This window comes from Actinoplanes hulinensis, assembly GCF_019429605.1.
Classification (GTDB): domain Bacteria; phylum Actinomycetota; class Actinomycetes; order Mycobacteriales; family Micromonosporaceae; genus Actinoplanes; species Actinoplanes campanulatus.
In genome coordinates, this window is the sequence record NZ_JAHXZI010000017.1 from 212,502 (window position 1) to 230,483 (window position 17,982).

At 71.5% G+C, this 17,982-nt stretch carries 12 protein-coding genes; 7 read left to right on the forward strand and 5 right to left on the reverse strand.

The window, feature by feature from the left end; translation table 11 throughout:
* Positions 1 to 162 precede the first annotated feature (162 nt).
* Positions 163 to 1,128, forward strand: coding sequence for an FAD-dependent oxidoreductase (locus KZ829_RS30185; RefSeq protein WP_220147275.1), 966 nt, complete (start codon positions 163 to 165; stop codon positions 1,126 to 1,128).
* A 46-nt stretch (positions 1,129 to 1,174) separates the two neighbouring features.
* Positions 1,175 to 5,365, forward strand: a complete 4,191-nt coding sequence (locus KZ829_RS44180; protein WP_220147276.1) for a HEAT repeat domain-containing protein — start codon at positions 1,175 to 1,177, stop codon at positions 5,363 to 5,365.
* On the opposite strand, the gene KZ829_RS30195 is transcribed toward KZ829_RS44180, so the two are convergent.
* The 4 genes from KZ829_RS30195 to KZ829_RS30210 form a co-directional block, all read right to left on the reverse strand.
* A complete protein-coding gene (locus tag KZ829_RS30195) occupies positions 5,334 to 6,308 on the reverse strand; it encodes an SCO2522 family protein (RefSeq protein WP_220147277.1) in 975 nt (324 codons plus the stop codon). The genes KZ829_RS44180 and KZ829_RS30195 overlap by 32 nt on opposite strands.
* Positions 6,305 to 7,222 (reverse strand): SCO2523 family variant P-loop protein, encoded by a 918-nt coding sequence (locus KZ829_RS30200; protein WP_220147278.1) that lies wholly within the window; start codon positions 7,220 to 7,222, stop codon positions 6,305 to 6,307. Before KZ829_RS30200 ends, KZ829_RS30195 begins: the two co-directional genes overlap by 4 nt.
* The gene (locus KZ829_RS30205) at positions 7,222 to 9,123 is read right to left on the reverse strand and encodes an SCO2524 family protein (protein ID WP_220147279.1); all 1,902 of its coding nucleotides are present in this window, start codon (positions 9,121 to 9,123) and stop codon (positions 7,222 to 7,224) included. The genes KZ829_RS30200 and KZ829_RS30205 overlap by 1 nt, the downstream gene beginning before the upstream one ends.
* 243 nt (positions 9,124 to 9,366) lie before the next feature.
* A complete protein-coding gene (locus KZ829_RS30210; protein WP_183216306.1) occupies positions 9,367 to 10,575 on the reverse strand; it encodes a DUF349 domain-containing protein in 1,209 nt (402 codons plus the stop codon).
* Between the two features lie 180 nt (positions 10,576 to 10,755).
* On the opposite strand from KZ829_RS30210, the gene miaA reads away from it, so the two are divergent.
* Genes miaA through KZ829_RS30225 form a run of 3 tightly spaced genes read left to right on the forward strand, consistent with a single transcriptional unit; the run spans position 10,756 to position 13,255 of the window.
* Complete coding sequence (gene miaA, locus KZ829_RS30215) at positions 10,756 to 11,661, forward strand: tRNA (adenosine(37)-N6)-dimethylallyltransferase MiaA (RefSeq protein WP_308285721.1); 906 nt, start codon at positions 10,756 to 10,758, stop codon at positions 11,659 to 11,661.
* A gap of 8 nt (positions 11,662 to 11,669) precedes the next feature.
* A complete protein-coding gene (dapF, locus tag KZ829_RS30220) occupies positions 11,670 to 12,515 on the forward strand; it encodes a diaminopimelate epimerase (protein WP_220147281.1) in 846 nt (281 codons plus the stop codon).
* Complete coding sequence (locus KZ829_RS30225; protein WP_220147282.1) at positions 12,515 to 13,255, forward strand: glycerophosphodiester phosphodiesterase; 741 nt, start codon at positions 12,515 to 12,517, stop codon at positions 13,253 to 13,255. Before dapF ends, KZ829_RS30225 begins: the two co-directional genes overlap by 1 nt.
* 47 nt (positions 13,256 to 13,302) lie before the next feature.
* Here the strand turns inward: KZ829_RS30225 and KZ829_RS30230 are convergent, their stop codons facing one another.
* Positions 13,303 to 14,763 (reverse strand): NAD-dependent malic enzyme, encoded by a 1,461-nt coding sequence (locus KZ829_RS30230; protein WP_220147283.1) that lies wholly within the window; start codon positions 14,761 to 14,763, stop codon positions 13,303 to 13,305.
* Positions 14,764 to 14,917: 154 nt separating this feature from the next.
* Here KZ829_RS30230 and hflX point away from each other — a divergent pair, with 154 nt between their 5' ends.
* A complete protein-coding gene (gene hflX, locus KZ829_RS30235; RefSeq protein WP_220147284.1) occupies positions 14,918 to 16,330 on the forward strand; it encodes a GTPase HflX in 1,413 nt (470 codons plus the stop codon).
* Between the two features lie 216 nt (positions 16,331 to 16,546).
* Positions 16,547 to 17,982 (forward strand): hypothetical protein (locus KZ829_RS30240; protein WP_220147285.1); only part of this gene is annotated, 1,436 nt, incomplete at its 3' end.

Sequence of the window (17,982 nt, forward strand, 5' to 3'; positions counted from 1 at the left end):
CGCGGCCGTTTCCTGATTCCATCGTGGCGTTCCGTGGCGAGACCCGGCAATCACCCCGCGCCGGAAGGATAAGGGCTCGTCAGCCGAGGTCGGCTCAGGTGCGGCCGGGTGCCGAAATTTCAGCCCGTGCGACGCCGCCGAGTAAGCCGTTAGTGTCGGGGGGTGACCGTTACCAACATCGATGCCATTGTGGTCGGTGCGGGCGTCTGCGGTTTGACCAGCGCACTGTGCCTGGCCCGGCGGGGTCTCGCGGTGAGTGTCGTGGCGCGGCGGCTGCCGCCCGCCACGGATTCCTGCGCCGCCGGCGCCATGTGGGGGCCGTTCCTGGTCGATCACCCGGAGGCCGAGCGCTGGGCCGGGGAGGGCCTGACCGCCTTCCGTGAGCTGGCCGCCGCGCGCACCGCAGGAGTCACCATGGTGCGTGGCGTCGAGGTGGCCCGGGGCGTCGCCGATCCGCATCCCTGGCTGCACCTCACCGGGGACCTGGAGCGATGCGACGAGTGGACCTGGCCGGAGTACCGCAGCGCCTGGCGGTACACCACGGCGGTGGTCGACATGCCGGTCTACTCCGAGTACCTGATGGCTGAGCTGCGGGCCGAGGGCGTCCGGGTGGAGCAGCGCGAGCTGCGGTCGCTGCGCGAGCTGTCCGGCCGGGCCCCGGTGATCGTGAACTGCAGCGGCAGCGGCGCCCGCAGGCTGGCCGGCGATCCCGGCCTGGTCCCGGTGCGCGGCCTCGTGGTGGTGGTCCGCAATCCCGGCATCGACACGTTCTTCGCCGAGGACGGCGAGGGCCCGGAGCTCACGTACTACATCCCGCACGGCGACACGGTCGTGCTCGGCAGCACCATCGAAGCGCCTGGCGGGGTGGTGCTGCCGGAGGCCGTCGCGGTCGAGCGGATCCGCCGCCGGTGCGCCGACATCGAGCCGCTGCTGCGGGACGCGCCGGTGATCGGCGTCCGCTCCGGGCGCCGGCCGGTCCGCCACCGGATCCGGCTGGAGACCACCACCCTGGACGGGCAGGTGGTGATTCACAACTACGGCCACGGGGGTGGCGGCGTGACCGTCTCCTGGGGCTGTGGACGGGACGTCGCGTCCATGGTGGAGGCTTGCCTCACGCGACTATATTGATTCGCTACGCGGCGTTGTAGGGGGAACGCGGCGAGGGGAGATTCGCTTGAGCGAGGCCTACATCTCCGCGACCTTCGAGGATCTGAAGGAGTGTCGCGAGGCCGTCCGCCATGCGCTCGGCCTCATCGGCCTCCGGTTCAAGACCATGGAGGAGTACGTGGCGGGCGCCACCGCCCCGCTCGCGCGCTGTCTCGACGACGTCGAGTCCTGCGACATCTACATCGGCATCTTCGCCTGGCGGTACGGCTACACCCCGCCCAAGCAGTCCAAGTCGATCACCCACCTGGAGTACGAGCACGCCGTCGCCAGCGGCAAGGACTGCCTCATCTTCCTGCTCAGCGAGCATGCCGCCTGGCCGGTGCGCTTCGTCGACCGCGGCCCGAAGGCGGCCCAGGTCGACGCGTTGCGCGACGTGCTCCAGCGTGAGCACCTGTGCAGCTTCTTCGACGCGCCGGCCGACCTCGGGCTGCTCGTCTACGCCGCCGTCCACAAACTGCTGGAGCAGCGGTCCCGGGGCGTCACCGCGGCGCCGGCCGTCCCGGTGGCCCCGGGCCTGAGCGCCGCGGTGACCGCCCACTACTTCGAGCGCCTCCGCCAGCAGTACGGCGGGCTCGACCTGCTGAACCTGGCCCAGCAGTCGTCGCCGTACCTGGGGACGCAGCTGTTCGACGTCTTCGTCGAGCCGTTCGCCCGCGCGGACCATCCGCCGCAGCTGACCCGGGCGCCGTGGGGCGAGGGGGCCGGCGAGGCCGAGCGGCTGGACCGGGACGCGCTCCCGCTGTCCTGGCCCGGGCAGCCTGTCTTCGACGTGCTCTGCGAGCGCGCACAGCGCCGGTTCGTGCTGGTCGGCGATCCCGGGGCGGGCAAGTCGGCGGTGGTCCGCTACCTGACGCTGGCACTGGCCCGGGCGCACGCCGACGAGCGCCTGGCGCCACTGGCCGGACATCTGCCCGTACTCGTGGAATTGCGCTCCTACGCCGCGGCCGTGGCCGCCGGGCAGTGCCGCAACCTCCGGGAGTTCCTCGCGCACCGCGCCGCCACCGACGGCTACCAGGAGGAGCCCGAGGGCCTGTCCCTGCACCTGGCCCGCGGCGACCCGGCCGTGGTCGTCTTCGACGGCCTGGACGAGATCCTGGAACGGCGGATCCGTGAGGAGACCGCCGGGCAGATCGCCACGTTCGCGGAGACGTTCCCGGAGGCGCGGGTGGTGGTCACCACCCGGCCCGCGGAGTACAACAGGCGTGCCCTGACCGCCGCCGGGTTCGCCCACCACACCCTGCAACGGTTCGTGCCGGAGCAGACCGCCGAGTTCCTGCGCCGCTGGTTCGAGGCGCTGCCGGAGGCGCCGGGCGCCGACGCGACGGTCCGCCGGGAGGTGGTGATCGGCACCATCCGCCGCTCGCCGGAGCTCACCGAGCTGGCCGGCAACCCGATGCTGCTCAGCATCCTCGCCGTGATCGGCCGGCACCGGATGCTGCCGAAACAACGCTGGCGGCTGTACGAGCAGGTCGCCGTCACCCTGGTGGACAGCTGGGACGACAGCCGGATGGTGGACGCGCCGGCCGGCTCGCAGCGCCTGGACGCCGAGGTCAAACACGAGCTGCTGCGCGGCCTCGCCTTCGACATGATGTCCGGGCGGCTGGGGCACCGCGACCACGTCGGCGGCGACCAGCTGCGGCGGATCTTCACCCAGCACCTGGAACGGCACGGCCTCGGCTGGGCGGAGGCCGGCGAGTTCGCCCGCCAGGCCATCGACCAGCTGCGCCGCCGCAGCTACGTGCTGGGCCGGTACGGCCGGGCCGACTACCGTTTCGTGCACCGCACCTTCCAGGAGTTCTACTGCGCCTGGGCGATCATCGAACGGTTCAGTCCCGGCGGGTCCCGGTTCGACGAGATCCGGGCGGTGTTCCGGGAGAACTGGGCCGACCCCGCCTGGCGGGAGACCCTGCGCCTGGTCGCCGGCCAGCTGTCGGCGGGGTTCGCGGCGGAGCTGGTCGAGCTGCTGATCACCGAGGTCAACCCGGAGTGGTGGGAGTACCCCGGCCCGTCCGGCCGGGCGCCCCGCCCCGGCCCGCCGTGGAACGTCGCCCTGGCCGTGCAGTGCCTGGCCGGGGTCCGCCAGATCGCCGACGCCCGGCACGCCGCCGAGCTGGCGCTGCGCGAGGTGGTCCGGATCATCGAGTACTGCGCCGCCACCCCGGAACGGGACCTGCCCGGCCCCGACTACGCGGACCTGCTGGTCGACGAGTTCATCCCGGCGATCGAGGCGATCGGGCCGAACTGGCCGGACCGCGAGGCCTACCTCGACTGGTACCGCACCGCCGGGGTGGAGATCGTCGGCAACCCGGCGGCCGCCTCCGCCGCCCGGATCGCGGCCGTCCTGGCCCGGCCCGACGACCACTTCGACGAGATCTTCAAGGCCCGGATCGGCGAGGCCGACGACGTACGGGTGGTCTGCGCCGCGGTCGCCGGCCTCGGCGAGATGGCCCACCAGGCGGTCCGGCAGGAGCGCGCCGACGAGGGCCGGCTCGCGCTGGGCCCGCTGGTCCGCGCCGCCGACGACGCGCGCGCGGTGGTCCGGCTCGCGTCCGTGCAGGCGCTCGCGCCGCTGGCCGCCGTCTATCCGGAGGCCCGCGCCGTGCTGGTCCGGGCGGTCTCACCGGACCCACAACGGCGGGACGGCTTCTCCACGGTCCGGCTCTCCGCCGTACAGATCCTCGGTGAGCGGCTGCGGGCCGAGCCCGGGATCGAGGAGATTCTGCTGGAGTGCCGCCGCAGCGACCCGCACCCGGCGGTCCGGGCGGGCGCGCTGCGTGTCCTGGCCCGCCCCCGGCAGCTGTCCGTCGCGGTGGCGCAGGACCTGGTGGACGCCTGCCGGGACGACAACGCGCCCGAGGTGGTGGAGGCGGCGGCCGGGATCCTGCTGCCCCGGGCCGGCAGCGACGGGCCGGTTCGTGAGCTGCTGCTGGGGCGGATGCGGACCGACCCGGCGGCCGGGGTCCGCCGGGCGGCGGTGCGCCTGCTGGCCCGCAGCGGCCCGGAGGCGCGGCTGCTCGAACGGATCGAGACCGATCCGGACGGGGCGGTCGTCCGCGCGGCGGCCGTGGCGCTGGCCGGACGCGGGAACCGGCCGGGGGAGCGGTCCTGGCAGGCTCTGGTGGCCCGGCTGGCCGCCGAACCGGACGAGGTGCTCCGGGTGGCTCTCGTCCGGGTGCTCGGGGCCACCTACCGGGCCTATCCGCGGACCGAGGAGATCCTCACCGGGGCGGCGACCTCGGACACCGAGCCGGCCGTCCGGCTGGCCGCCGTGAGCGGGCTGGCCGCGCTCCCGGCCGCCCCGTCCCGTGCGGCCGTGCTGGCCCGGGTCGCCGGGCAGGATCCGACACCGTCGGTGCGGCGGGCCGCGGTCGAGTCGCTGGCCGGCGACCGGGGCCCCACCGCGACCCGGGCGCTGATCACCGCGTCCGTGCACGACGCCGACACCGAGACGCGGACCGCGGCGCTGCGTGGCCTGTGCGGCCGGATCCTGGATCCGGCCGACGCCCGCCGGCTGCTGGAGCTGACCGGCCACGGCCATCCGGAGATCCGGCTCGAGGCGCTGCGGGTGCTGATCGCCGACTGCCCGCCCGACATCGACCTGCCGGCTCTGCTGCTGGACCGGACCAGCAACGACAGCGTGGGTGAGGTGTTCGCGGCCGCCGCCCGGGCCGCGGTGCTGGACCGCGCCGACGCCGGCCATCTCTGGACCGTGATCGCCGAGCGCGCCGGAGCCGACCCGAACCCGGAGATCCGCGCGGCGGCCGTGGAGATCCTGGGTTCCGGCGGCGACGCCAAGGCGGCCGGCGAGGTGCTGCGCGACCGGGTCCGGGTGGACATCGACCCGGCGGTGGTCGCCGCGGCCGCCCGTGCCGCCGCGGCACTGCGCGAGGACGGGACCCGGACCGACCTGCTGGCCCGTCTCGCCGGCGCCGACCCGGTGATCCGCCCGGTCCTGATCCGGGCGCTGGCGCACTGGATCACCGACGACGACGTCCGCCGGGTGCTGCTGAGCCATGCCCGCACCGCCGAGGCGCACGAGGCCCGGCGCGCGGCCGTGGAGATGCTGGCGCCGATCGCCCACCTCGACGAGGTCCGCGACATCCTGATCGACTGTGCCGAGGACGAGGACTTCGCCGTCCGCAACACGGCCGACGCGTTGCTGCGGCTCAGCGACCGCTGGCCGGGGTCCAGTCGTTGATGAAGGCGTAGTCGATCCGGTCCAGGATGGTCGGCGGCAGCTCGATGCTCTCCGAACCGGCCCTGGCCTCCAGGTCCTCCATGATCAGCGGATCGACCCGGACCTGGTGCAGCACCGTGCGCGCGGCCATCTCGATCTCCATGAACCGGGTCGGCAGGATCGAGAAGCTCCGGTACGCGCAGAACGAGTTCGCGGTCTTCGTCAACTTGATCACCGGCGGCAGGTCGGACCAGTCGCTCGGATAGTCGCCGTCGACCCGGACCGGCTTGGTGAGCTGCTTGTCCTCGGGCCGGAGAAGGCCCAGCCGGAGCAGCTGCCACACCGACGCCAGGAACGAGCAGGACCACAGCTCGTCGTCGCGGATCTCCACGTCCATGAAGACGGAGTGCCGGTTCGCCGCCGTCTGCTCCGGGCTCTGCCACGGTTCGGCGGCCATCGCCGGGGCGGCCGCGGTGTTGGGGGAGCGCCGCCCGTTCGACAGCCAGCCGCTGTCCTTGACGGTGGGCCGGCCACCGTTGGCGCCCCGCAGCGGCTCCGGGACGATCTGGTCGAACACCAGTTGGGCCAGCCGGGTGTCGCCGAACTCGGCACAGCTCGACTCACGGGCGATGTAGTCGATGGACAGTCCGCTCTTCGCGGCCGCGTCGACGACCTTCTTGATGATGACGCCCGGCTCGTCGAGGCGGCTGAAGTAGTCGTCGATCAGAAAACAGGTGCTGATCCGTGGCGAGGTGGTGCCCCAGCGGCCCATCGACTCGATGGCCTTGACCCAGGGGTACACACTCACGAAGTAGTCCGCCAGCCTGCTCTCACCCTCCCGGGCCTGCAGGTCCTCCATGTAGAGGTGGCCGAGCTCCAGCGAGACGTGCGACAGGCCGACGGAGGGGGCGACATACTCCGTCGCCTGCTCCCGGTAATCCATGCGGTGCAGCGCGACCGTCATAGGGTCTCCCAAGAGGAGTCGTCGACGAGGCGCCTCGCCAGCAAGTCGAACGCGTTCCGGGTCTCCTGGTTCGCGACGCCGCTCACCACGTCTTTGTCAGTGATCAACTGTTCTTGCCATTGGAGCATGGGATCGAGTGGTACGGACCCTAGTAATAGATTTTTGCCGACTTGGTGCTCTCCAGCCAATCGAGTGAGCCGTCTATTGCACTCATCGAGCCAAATGCCCTGTTTCGCGGTGAGGCCACTCTGGGTCGACGGCGCCGGATCGATCACCGCGGTGCGCACGTACCGCAGGTTGTTGGCGAACTGCTGCCGGTCGTGCCCGGACTTCTCGGAAATCGAGAGCAGCCCGCGTGGACCGTTCACCAGCCCGCCCGCCGCCACCACGTGCTGCCGGGTCCACCGGTGGAACACCAGCCAGCGACTGGTGATCTTCTGCATCTCCGGCATGGCGGTCACCTTGAGCACCATCTCGACGGCCAGGTTGCGGCCCGCGCTCAGGTCCACCATGCAGAGACTGAACTCCTCGTTGAGCCGCAGGAACAGCTCGAGGCACCGGCCCACCAGGTCGGCGCGGTCCGGGAAGTCGCCGCCGCCCACGTCGCCGGGCAGCAGGACCAGGCGGCCGGTGTTGGCCTGTCCGTCCCGGATCCCGCGCCGGTCGGTGGCGGTCCAGACGTCGATCCGCTCCGGTTGATAAACCTCCTGGAGCAGGAACCGGTGCATGCCGGAACCGCTGGTGGTGCCGTTCTCCGCGCGCTCGATGCCGAAGATGGCGCCGGCCGTCGGCGAGCCGAAGTCGAAGTCGAGGTAACAGACGTCGTTCCCCTGGAGGGCGCTGCGGTACAGCAGGTTGCTGCTGGTCACCGAACGACCGGTGCCGCCTTTGTCGGACGCGGCGAAGACGAACATCAGATCGCCGTGCTCTCGCTGTGCCGGACGGCCTCGAGGCCGTCGAGTTCCATCAGGACCCAGTTCACCAGCGCGGAGGCGGCGCCCGGCCGGGTACGGGCGATCGCACGGGCCCGCTCGAGTTTGGCCCGGATCTCGGTCAAGACGTCCATCACCTCGAGGCTGGCATCGGCGGAGCCCCGCATGAGCTCCATGTCGTACAGGTGCTCGGCTTCGTAGAGCAGGTCGAAGGCGCGGACCACGAGCCGATCGTTGACGAGCGGCTCCTCGCTCAGCAGGTTCGCCGCGCTCACCAGGCCGGCGACCACCCGTTCGGTGTAGTACCAGGAGGGACTTTCGTACTCCGGCAGATCGTCGAAGACCAGCGCCGGCTGGTCCCACAGCTTCCGGTGGCCGGTCTCCGTGAGGCGGCGGCGGGCGAGATGGTCCCACACCCGGTCGGCGAGGCGCAGCAGCACGGCCCGCTCCTCCACGTCGCTCAGCAGGCCGGCGATCGCGATGCACCGCTGGAGCAGCAGCGAGGCGAACTCGCCGACGAACCAGACCGCGTTGGCCTTCTCGTCCGGCGAGTCCTCGAGGCTGCCCTCCAGGGAGACCCGGAGGCCGGGGGAGTGCAGCTTGACCCCGGAGTCGCCGGGCCGGTGCTTGCGGGTCACCCGGGCCTCGTTGGCCAGGTCGGACAGGACCGAGCCGATCCGGGCCAGACGGGCGTCCGAGCCACGCTTACGGACCAGGTCCTTGACGACGATCGAGGTCACCAGGAGGGTGTAGTACTCGCTGCGCAGGCCGTCGGTGGTCTGCCAGGGCGGGTCCTCCAGCGGCCACACCGGGCCGCCGCCGAAGGTGGCGACCGTGGCCCAGTAGGTGAGGGTCAGATCCCAGCGCAGCTGGAGGGCACGGGAGAGACGCTGCTGCTCCTCGTTGAGCAGGCCCAGTACCCGGGTCCGTTCGGAGAAGAGGTCCTCGATGGCGTCGACCGCCACCACGGTGAAGTAGAGGTACGGCTTGTTCTCCGCCACCCCGTCGGGCTGCGGGCCGATCTCCTCCGCCGGTTCGTCCGGTGCGCCGGCGGCGGTGCTCTCCTTCTCCCGGCCGGACGATTTGTACTCCAGGGGGACGGCCGGGGCGTCCTTGACGATGCCCCAGGACCAGCCGCACTCGAAGAGGGCGTTGGCGCTCTCCAGGTCCTCGGTCTGGCCCGATCCGATCAGCACCTCGTTGAACGACGCGATGGTCTCCTGGAGCACCGAGCGGAACTGGTTGACCACCGTCTTGGACGGCAGGCCCGCCTTGTTGACGGTCTGCAACAGGATCTGCCCCGGGTCGTCGTCGGCCTCGAAGACGTGTGTGGAGAAGCTGCGCAGCAGGCCGACCATCGCCGCGGTGAGCCGGGTGCTGGCCAGCCGCTCCAGCTGTCGCAGCTCGCGGCGCAGCCCCATCCGGGTGACCGACTGCCGGAAGATCCGGACGAAACCGATGGTGGCCAGGGAGAGGGTGACCGAGATGGCGAACGAGTCCACGATGTCGCGGGCCTGCTGGACCTCGGTCAGCTTTGCGCCGTCGTCGGGCTTGTAGTAGCTGCCACCGGAGAAGATCGGCCGGTCGTTGTCCACATACCGGGTGAAATACTCCGTGGCGATCCGCACCAGGTTCAGCGGGATGGTCTTCTCGTCGCCGAGCGGTCGGAGCGCCTCCAGCATGGCGTCGGCCGTGGCGTTCGGCCGGTCCAGCCCGAACGGGCCCACCTGGGTCGCCGGCAGGAGGATGCAGAGCAACTGCTCGGCATCACTGATCGAATTCGATCCGTCCCGGCCGCCCCAGCGCCAGGCGCCGTCGCGCCAGGAACTCTGGATGGTCGCTTTCCACGTCTCCAGCAGGTGCTGTCGCGGTTCGATCCTCACTGGTGCACACCACCATCTCTGCGGACCTCGCCGACCGCACCGAGAAGGCACGCGGCGGTGCCGGCTCCCTCATGATGTCGCACTCGTCAAGGTACCAACCTCGACGACGCTCCAAAGTAGCGCAACGGGCCGGAAAAATCGCGCGACCCTCCATTGCGGAACGATCGGAGGGCACATTCGGCTACTACGAGAAACGGGGGCGACGGACCAGTGGTCCGTCGCCCCCGTCACCGGAGCGTGAAATCAGTTCGCCTGCTCGGCCAGCGCGAGGAACTGCTTCTTCGAGGCGAGCGCCTGCTCGGCCTCCTTGATCCGCCGGTTGTCGCCGGCGGAACGGGCGCGGGCCAGCTTCTCCTCGGCCTCGGCGACCTGCTCGCGCATCTGCCGCAGCAGCGGGTTGTCCTGCGGGCTGGTCTTGCGCCACGCCGAGTCCATCGCCACCCGGATCCGGTCCTCGGCGGCCCGCCAGCGGCGGTCCAGCGAGGCGGCGGCCTCCCGGGGCACCCGGCCGGCTTCGTGCCAGGCGGCCAGCGCGTCCCGCATGCGGTTCTGCGCGCCGCGCGGGTCGGCGTCGACGTCGATGGCCTCGACCTCGGCCAGGATCGCCTGCTTCTTCTCCAGGTTGCCCTGGTACTCCGCGTCACGGGCGGAGAAGACCTCGCTGCGCCGGGTGAAGAAGGCGTCCTGAGCGGCCCGGAAGCGCTCCCAGAGGCGCTGCTCGGCCTCCTTCGCGGCGCGCGGCGCCGACTTCCACTCGGTCATCAGCTCCTTGAGCCGGTTGGCGGTGTTCGACCACTCGGTCGACTCGGCCAGGCTCTCCGCCTCGGTGACCAGCTCCTCCTTGGCGGTCTGCGCCTGCTTGCGCTGGCCGTCGAGGGTGGCGAAGTGGGCGCCCCGACGGCGGGTGAAGCCGTCCCGGGCGGCGGCGAACCGCTTCCACAGCTCGCCGTCGGTCTTCTTGTCGACGCCGCGGATCGTCTTCCACTCGTCGAGGATCTCCTTGAGCCGATCCCCTGCCGACTTCCACCCGGTGGCGTCGGCGGCGATCTTCTCCGCCTCCTCGACAAGGGCGGTCTTGCGGGCCACCGCCTCGGTGCGGGCCACCTCGCGGGCCGCGCGGGCCTCGCCGGCCTTCTCCTCGGCGAGGGTGGCGAGCCGGTCCAGGCGGGCCGCCAGACCGTCGATGTCACCCACCACGTGGGCCTCGTCGAGCTGGGTCCGCAGCCGCTTCACGCTGGTGAGCGAGTGGGCCGCGTCCGCCGCGCCGGACTTGAGGCGAGCCTCGACGAGGTCGACCTCGGTGACCAGGTCGGCGAATCGCCGGGCGAAGTGCGCGAGCCCCTCCTCAGGGGTGCCCGCCTGCCAGGAGCCGACCACACGGTCGCCCTCGGCGGTCTTCACGTACACGGTGCCGTCGGCATCCACGCGCCCGAAGGCCGTCCAGTCGTTCATGAGCTCATCCTCGTTCTCCCGGCGCCGCAGGTCCAACCGGACCCTCGGCCACCGCCATAGCGCAGCCTCGAATGCCAACTTCCCAATGGCATTCTTTCTCGCGCATTGTCACAGGTCCAACCCGGTTAGGGGAAAGCTCCCGCCGACGACCGTGACACAACGGTGTCCTACGGTTGGCCGGTGCGGTTCCGGACAGGTCAGCGGGTGGTCACCGTCGTCGGGCCGACGGCGGCCGGCAAATCCGCGCTGAGCATCGCCCTCGCCCACGAGCTCGACGGCGAGGTGATCAACGCCGACTCGATGCAGCTCTACCGCGGGATGGACATCGGCACGGCCAAACTCACCCCGGCCGAGCGCGAGGGCGTGCCGCACCATCTGCTCGACATCTGGGACGTGACGGAGCCCGCCGCGGTCGCCGAGTACCAGCGGCTGGCCCGCGCCGCGATCGACGGCGTGCTCGCCCGCGGCCGGGTGCCGCTGCTGGTCGGCGGCTCCGGCCTGTACGTCCGGGCGGTCCTGGAGGACTTCGAGTTCCCGGGCACCGACCCGGTGATCCGGGCCAGGCTCGAAGAGGAGCTGACCGCGGCCGGCCCGGCGGCGCTGCACACCCGGCTCGCCGGGCTCGACCCGGCGGCCGCCGTCAAGATCCTGCCGAGCAACGGCCGCCGGATCGTCCGCGCCCTGGAGGTGATCGAGCTGACCGGGCTGCCGTTCACCGCGAGCCTGCCCGATCCGCGGCCGGTCTACGAGTCGGTGCAGATCGGCGTCGACCGGGACACCGCCGCGCTGGACGAGCGGATCGCGCTGCGGGTCGACCTGATGTGGGCGGCCGGGCTGATCGGCGAGGTGCGGGGCCTGACCGGGATCCGGGAGGGCCGGACCGCCTCCCGTGCGCTCGGGTACCAGCAGGCGCTCGCCCAGATCGACGGCACGCTGACCGAGGAGCAGGCGAAGGCCGACACCGTCCAGGGCACCCGGCGGTTCGTCCGCCGGCAGCGGTCCTGGTTCCGCCGCGACCCCTCGATCACCTGGCTGGACGGGGCGGATCCGAAGCTCGTGGCGGACGCGATCGCGCTTGCGGGATGATGGTCGGCGTGCGTTTCACCAAAGGTCACGGGACCGGCAACGACTTCGTCATCATCCCCGACCCGTTCGGGGAGCTCGACCTGACCGCGGAGCTCGTCGCGGCGCTCTGCGACCGCCATCGGGGGATCGGCGGCGACGGTGTGCTCCGGGTGGTCCGCAGTGCCAAACACCCCGAGGCCGCCGGGTTCGCCGCCGAGGCCGAGTGGTTCATGGACTACCGCAACAGCGACGGCTCGATCGCCGAGATGTGCGGCAACGGCCTGCGCGTCTTCGTGCGCTACCTGCTGGACCGCGGCCTCGCCACGCCCGGCCCGGAGGGCCTTCCGGTGGCCACCCGGGCCGGCGTCCTGGTCACCCTGATCGGTGACGGCACGGTCCGTGCGCGGATGACGACCCCCAGGGTGTACGCGGGAAGCACGGCGACCGTCGGCGCGCTCACCGTGCCCGGCGTCGCCGTGGACACCGGCAACCCACACCTGGTCTGCGGTCTGCACGACGGCACGGAGCTGGCCGCCCTCGACCTGACCCACCCGCCGCTGCACGACCCGGCCGTCTTCCCGCACGGGGTGAACGTCGAGTTCGTGGAGCCCGCCGAGCCAGTCGAGGGGACCGACGGTCACGTCCGGATGCGGGTCCACGAGCGAGGCTCCGGCGAGACCCGGTCCTGCGGCACGGGCGCGCTCGCGGTCGGCGCGGTGGCGTTGCGCGACGCCGGCCTGGCCACCGGCTCGATCGCGGTGGACCTGCCCGGCGGCCGCCTGGTGGTGACCCACGACGCCGACGGCGGGTGGTGGCTGGAGGGCCCGGCCGTGCTGGTCGCCGACGGCGAGGTCGACCCGGCGGCCGTGCTCTGATGCCGGCCCGCGCCGCAGTGCACCGAGTCGCGCACCGGGGTTACTCGACCGTCGCCCCGGAGAACACGCTGCCCGCCTTCGCCGCCGCGCTGCGGGCCGGGGCCACCTTCGTCGAGTTCGACGTCCGGGTGACCCGGGACGCCGTGCCCGTGGTGATCCACGACCGGACGGTCGACCGGACCACGGACGGCTCCGGCCGGGTCTGGGACCTGACCTACGACGAGATCGCCGAGCTGGACGCCGGTTCCTGGTTCGGCGCCGGGTTCACCGGGCTGCGGGTGCCCACGCTGGCCGAGACCCTGGACCTGCTCGCCCCCGGGCCGGCCGAGATCCTCGTCGAGATCAAACCGCCGGCCACCCTCGACGAGGTGAAGTCGATCGTGGCCCAGCTGGCCGAGCGCGACCTGCTGGGCCGCTCGGTGTTGCAGAGCTTCGACGCCGACGTGGTCCGCAAGGTCCGTGACGTGGCGCCCGAGGTGCGGCGCGGGCTGCTGCTGTTCCGGTTCGACGCGGAGACCGTCGAGTTGTCCCGGGAGCTGGGCGTGACCTGCACCAACCCGTCGGTGGAGGACGTGCTGCGCGGCCCGGAGACGATGGCCGGGCTGGCCGCGGCCGGGATCGGCGTGATGCCGTGGACCCCCAACGACATGGCCCAGTGGCGTCCCCTGGTGGACGCGGGTGTGTCCGGCCTGATCACCGACCTGGTCGGCGAGCTCACCGGCTGGGCGGGCGCGGAGTAGCACCTTCACCGGGTACGGGGCACGCGTCCCCGTACCCGGCAAAAGGTTTAAAAGGTCGCCTCCGGGGCCTTGTCGAGCTCCGACTCCGGAACGGCCGCGGAATTGGACGGGGCGTGCCCGCCCCGGACCACCGCGCGGATCGCCGCCGCCACCGCCGGGGTGACCCGCGGGTCGAAGACGCTCGGAATGATCACCGTGGGGTTGAGCTTGTCCTCGCCCACCACGTCGGCGATGGCCCGGGCCGCGGCCAGCGCCATCTCCTCGGTGAACTCCTCGGCGCCGGCGTCCAGCAGACCGCGGAAGACGCCCGGGAAGGCCAGCACGTTGTTGATCTGGTTGGGCTGGTCGGAACGGCCGGTCGCGACGATCGCGGCGTGCTTGCGGGCCTCCCGCGGGTCGACCTCCGGGTCCGGGTTGGCCATCGCGAACACGATCGCCCGGTCCGCCATCCGGGCGATGTCGTCGCCGGTGAGCAGGTTCGGCGCGGAGACGCCGATGAACACGTCCGCCCCGGCGATCGCGCCGGGCAGGTCGCCGGAGTAGTTCTCCCGGTTGGTGTGGTCGGCCAGCCACTGCATCGACTCGTTCAGGCCGGGCATGCCGCGGTGCAGGGCGCCCCGGCGGTCGTAGGCGATGATGTCGCCCACCCCCTGCCGCATCAGCAGCTTCATGATCGCGGTGCCGGCCGCGCCGGCGCCGGACACGACCACCTTCACGTCCTCCATCCGCTTGCCCACCACCCGCATCGCGTTGGTGAGCGCGGCCAGCACGCAGATCGCCGTGCCGTGCTGGTCGTCGTGGAAGACCGGGATGTCCAGCAGTTCGCGCAGCCGTGCCTCGATCTCGAAGCACCGCGGCGCCGCGATGTCCTCCAGGTTGATGCCGCCGTAGGCCGGGGCGATCGCCTTCACGATGGCCACGATCTCGTCGGTGTCCTGCGTGTCCAGCACCACCGGCCAGGCGTCCACGCCGCCGAACCGCTTGAACAGCGCGGCCTTGCCCTCCATCACCGGCATCGCCGCGGCCGGCCCGATGTTGCCCAGGCCGAGCACGGCCGAGCCGTCGCTGACCACGGCGACCGTGTTGCGCTTGATGGTGAGGCGGCGGGCGTCCGCCGGGTTCTCCGCGATCGCCATGCAGACCCGGGCCACCCCCGGGGTGTACGCGCGGGACAGCTCGTCCCGGTTGCGCAGCGCGACCTTCGACGACACCTCGATCTTGCCGCCCAGGTGCAGCAGGAACGTGCGGTCGGACACCTTGCGGACGTCCACCCCGTCCTGCTCCTCGAGCTGCTTGACGACCTGGTCGGCGTGCGCGGCGTCGGCGGTGTCACAGGTGAGGTCGACCAGCACGTGGGTGGGGTCGGAGTCCACCACGTCCAGCGCTGTCACGATCGCCCCGGCCTCACCGACGCAGGTGGTGAGCCGGCCGATGGACGAGGCGTCCGCGGTTACGGCGATGCGAATCGTGATCGAGAATCCTGCGCTCGGCAGGCGGGTGGTCACCACGGGTTTCCCTCCGACGTTGGTGGGGTGAAGCAGATGGAATTGTCGCTCGCGCGGAATGTTCGATCCCTTCGCGGTGGTTACCCGTGAGTCAGGCCCCGTTATCTGGATGCATGCGCCCGCACGACGTGCCACGATCGTGCGGAGGAGGTTACTTTTGCGAAACACGTACCAGACACCCGTCCTTGACGAGCTGGATCCCACCACCGGGGACCTGGAGCTCGAGGAGCGGCACTCGCTCAGGCGGGTGGCCGGTCTTTCCACCGAGCTGACCGACGTCACCGAGGTCGAGTACCGCCAGTTGCGACTCGAGAGGGTCGTCCTGGTCGGGGTGTGGACCGAAGGCAGCGTCGAGGACGCCGACAATTCACTGACCGAGCTGGCCGCTCTCGCCGAGACCGCCGGCTCCCAGGTCCTCGAGGGCCTGATCCAGCGACGGAAGCAGCCGGACGCGGCCACCTTCATCGGCCGCGGCAAGGTCGACGAGCTCCGCGACGTGGTCGTCATGACCGGCGCGGACACGGTCATCTGCGACGGCGAGCTGTCCCCGTCCCAGCTGCGCAACCTGGAGCAGCAGGTCAAGGTCAAGGTGGTCGACCGGACCGCACTGATCCTCGACATCTTCGCCCAGCACGCCAAGAGCCGGGAGGGCAAGGCCCAGGTCGAGCTCGCCCAGCTGCAATACCTCCTGCCGCGTCTGCGCGGTTGGGGTGAGGCGATGTCCCGGCAGGGTGGTGGCGCCGGCGGCGGCGCGGGTGGCGGCGGTGTCGGCACCCGTGGTCCCGGTGAGACCAAGCTGGAGACCGACCGGCGGCGGATCAACACGCGGATCGCGAAACTCCGGCGTGAGATCAAATCCATGAAGACGGTCCGGGAGACCAAGCGTTCCCGCCGTGCCGCCAGCGGGGTGCCGGCCGTGGCGATCGCCGGTTACACCAACGCCGGCAAGTCCAGCCTGCTGAACCGCCTGACCCAGGCCGGGGTCCTGGTGGAGGACGCGCTGTTCGCCACCCTGGACCCGACCACCCGGCGGACCGCCGCGGAGGACGGGCGTGTCTTCACGCTCTCCGACACGGTCGGCTTCGTCCGGCACCTGCCGCACCAGATCGTCGAGGCGTTCCGCTCGACGCTGGAGGAGGTGGCCCAGGCCGACCTGGTGGTACACGTCGTCGACGGCGCCCACCCGGACCCGGAGGGTCAGGTCAGCGCGGTCCGCGAGGTGCTCGGTGAGGTCGGCGCCGACCGGCTGCCCGAGCTCCTGGTGATCAACAAGCTGGACGCGGCCGACGAGGAGACCGTGCTGCGCCTCAAGCGGGCGTGGCCGGATGCGATCTTCGTCTCCGCGCGGTCCGGCGCCGGCATCCCGGAGCTGCACAAGGCGATCGCTGACCGGCTGCCCCGGCCGGCCGTCGAGCTGCGGCTCCTGGTGCCGTACGACCGGGGAGACCTGGTGGCCCGGGTGCACCGGTCCGGTCAGGTGCTCCAGTCCCGACACCTGGACGACGGAACCGAACTGCTCGTACGAGTCGACGAGCGGCTCGCGGCCGATCTGGCGGAGTTTCGTTCCTGATCCCGTGGTTTCGCCATTCGCGACGACGGGATGAACGTGAACAAAATTTCGATCGCGACGAGGAGGCCGCATCCGATCCCGGTCGGGACGGGTGCGGTCAATCCGGTCATGTCAATCACCGAGCGTGAAGGCGTGCTATCACAGGAGTGCCCGACTCGTCCCAGCTTTGATCCACACGTAATACCGGCACGTGAGCCCGCATGCGACACTGTGCGAATGCGGCGTCTCGTGTTCTCGACCATCGTGGCTTTCGGTCTCGTGATGGTCGGCTCCTCCGGCGCGTCCGCCGATGACCCGACGCCGGCCCCCACGGTCAGCGCGAAGGCGACGCCGGGCAAGAAGCTCTGCAAGATCGGCGAATCCGACCTGTCCGAGATCTCCGGCCTGGTGGCGACCAAGTCGGGTTACGTCGCCGTCAACGACGGCGCCGAGGACGGCGGCGGCAGCCGGGAGCAGGTCTTCTTCCTCAACAACCAGTGCAAGGTCGTCGACAAGGTCTCGTTCAGCGGCGCCGGCCCGGCCGACACCGAGGACATCGTGCTCTCGGCCGACGGCGAGACCCTGTGGATCGCGGACACCGGCGACAACGGCGTCCGTGACTCGCCGCCCGACCCGCGGCCCACCGTCGGCTTGTGGAGCATGAAGGCGGACGGTTCGGACAAGCCGAAACTCCACCGCCTCAGCTACCCGGACGGGGACGCGCACGACGCCGAGGCGCTGCTCCTCAACGGCGACGGCACCCCGCTCATCGTGACCAAGGAGATCGGCAAGCCGGCCGGCATCTACCAGCCGACGGCGCCGCTCAAGGTCAACAACTCCGGCGGCGTGCCGATGAAGCGGGTCGGCGAGATCACCCTCTCGGCCACCGAGACCGCCGGCAACCGGGTCGCCCGGATCGGCAACAAGACCATCACCGGCGGTGCGATCGCCCCGGGCGGGAGCAAGGTCGCCCTGCGGACCTACACCGACGCCCTCGAATGGGACGTGACCAACGGTGACGTGCTGGCCGCCCTGAAGAAGGTGCCGCGCACCACCGGCCTGCCCAACGAGCAGTTCGGTGAGGCGATCTCGTACTCGGCGGACGGCAAGACCTTCCTCACCATCTCGGACATGAGCGGTGACACCGCCACCGCCAACCACATCCGGCAGTACACGCCGGCCACCGAGCTCGCCAAGAAGTCGGACAAGCAGGGAAGCGACAGCACCGGCACGCCGTGGTATTACTCGCCCGACAACCTGATGTACGCGGTGGGCGGTGTCGGTCTGCTCGGCCTGCTCCTGGTCGGCGCCGGCGTCTTCGGCATCGTCCGGTTCCGGAAGTCGCCGCACGCGACCGGCCCGCTCGACGACGATCTGCCCGGCGGCCTCAACAAGGACGACCCGGAGACCGAGCTGATCGGGGTCGGCGGGGCGCCTCAGCGGGGCGCGGCCTACGGCTCCGGCCGTCCCGGTGGCGGCGGCCCGGTCTACGGCGCCGGGTCCGGCCCGGCGTCCGGCGGCCCACAGTACGCCCGCCCCGCCGGTCAGCCGCCCGCCCGCGGCCCGCAGCAGCAACAGCCGCGTGGCCCGCAACAGCCGCGTGGCCCGCAACAGCAGCCGCCGCGTGGCCCGCAGCAGCCGGCGCGCGGACCCCAGCAGCAGCCGCCCCGCGG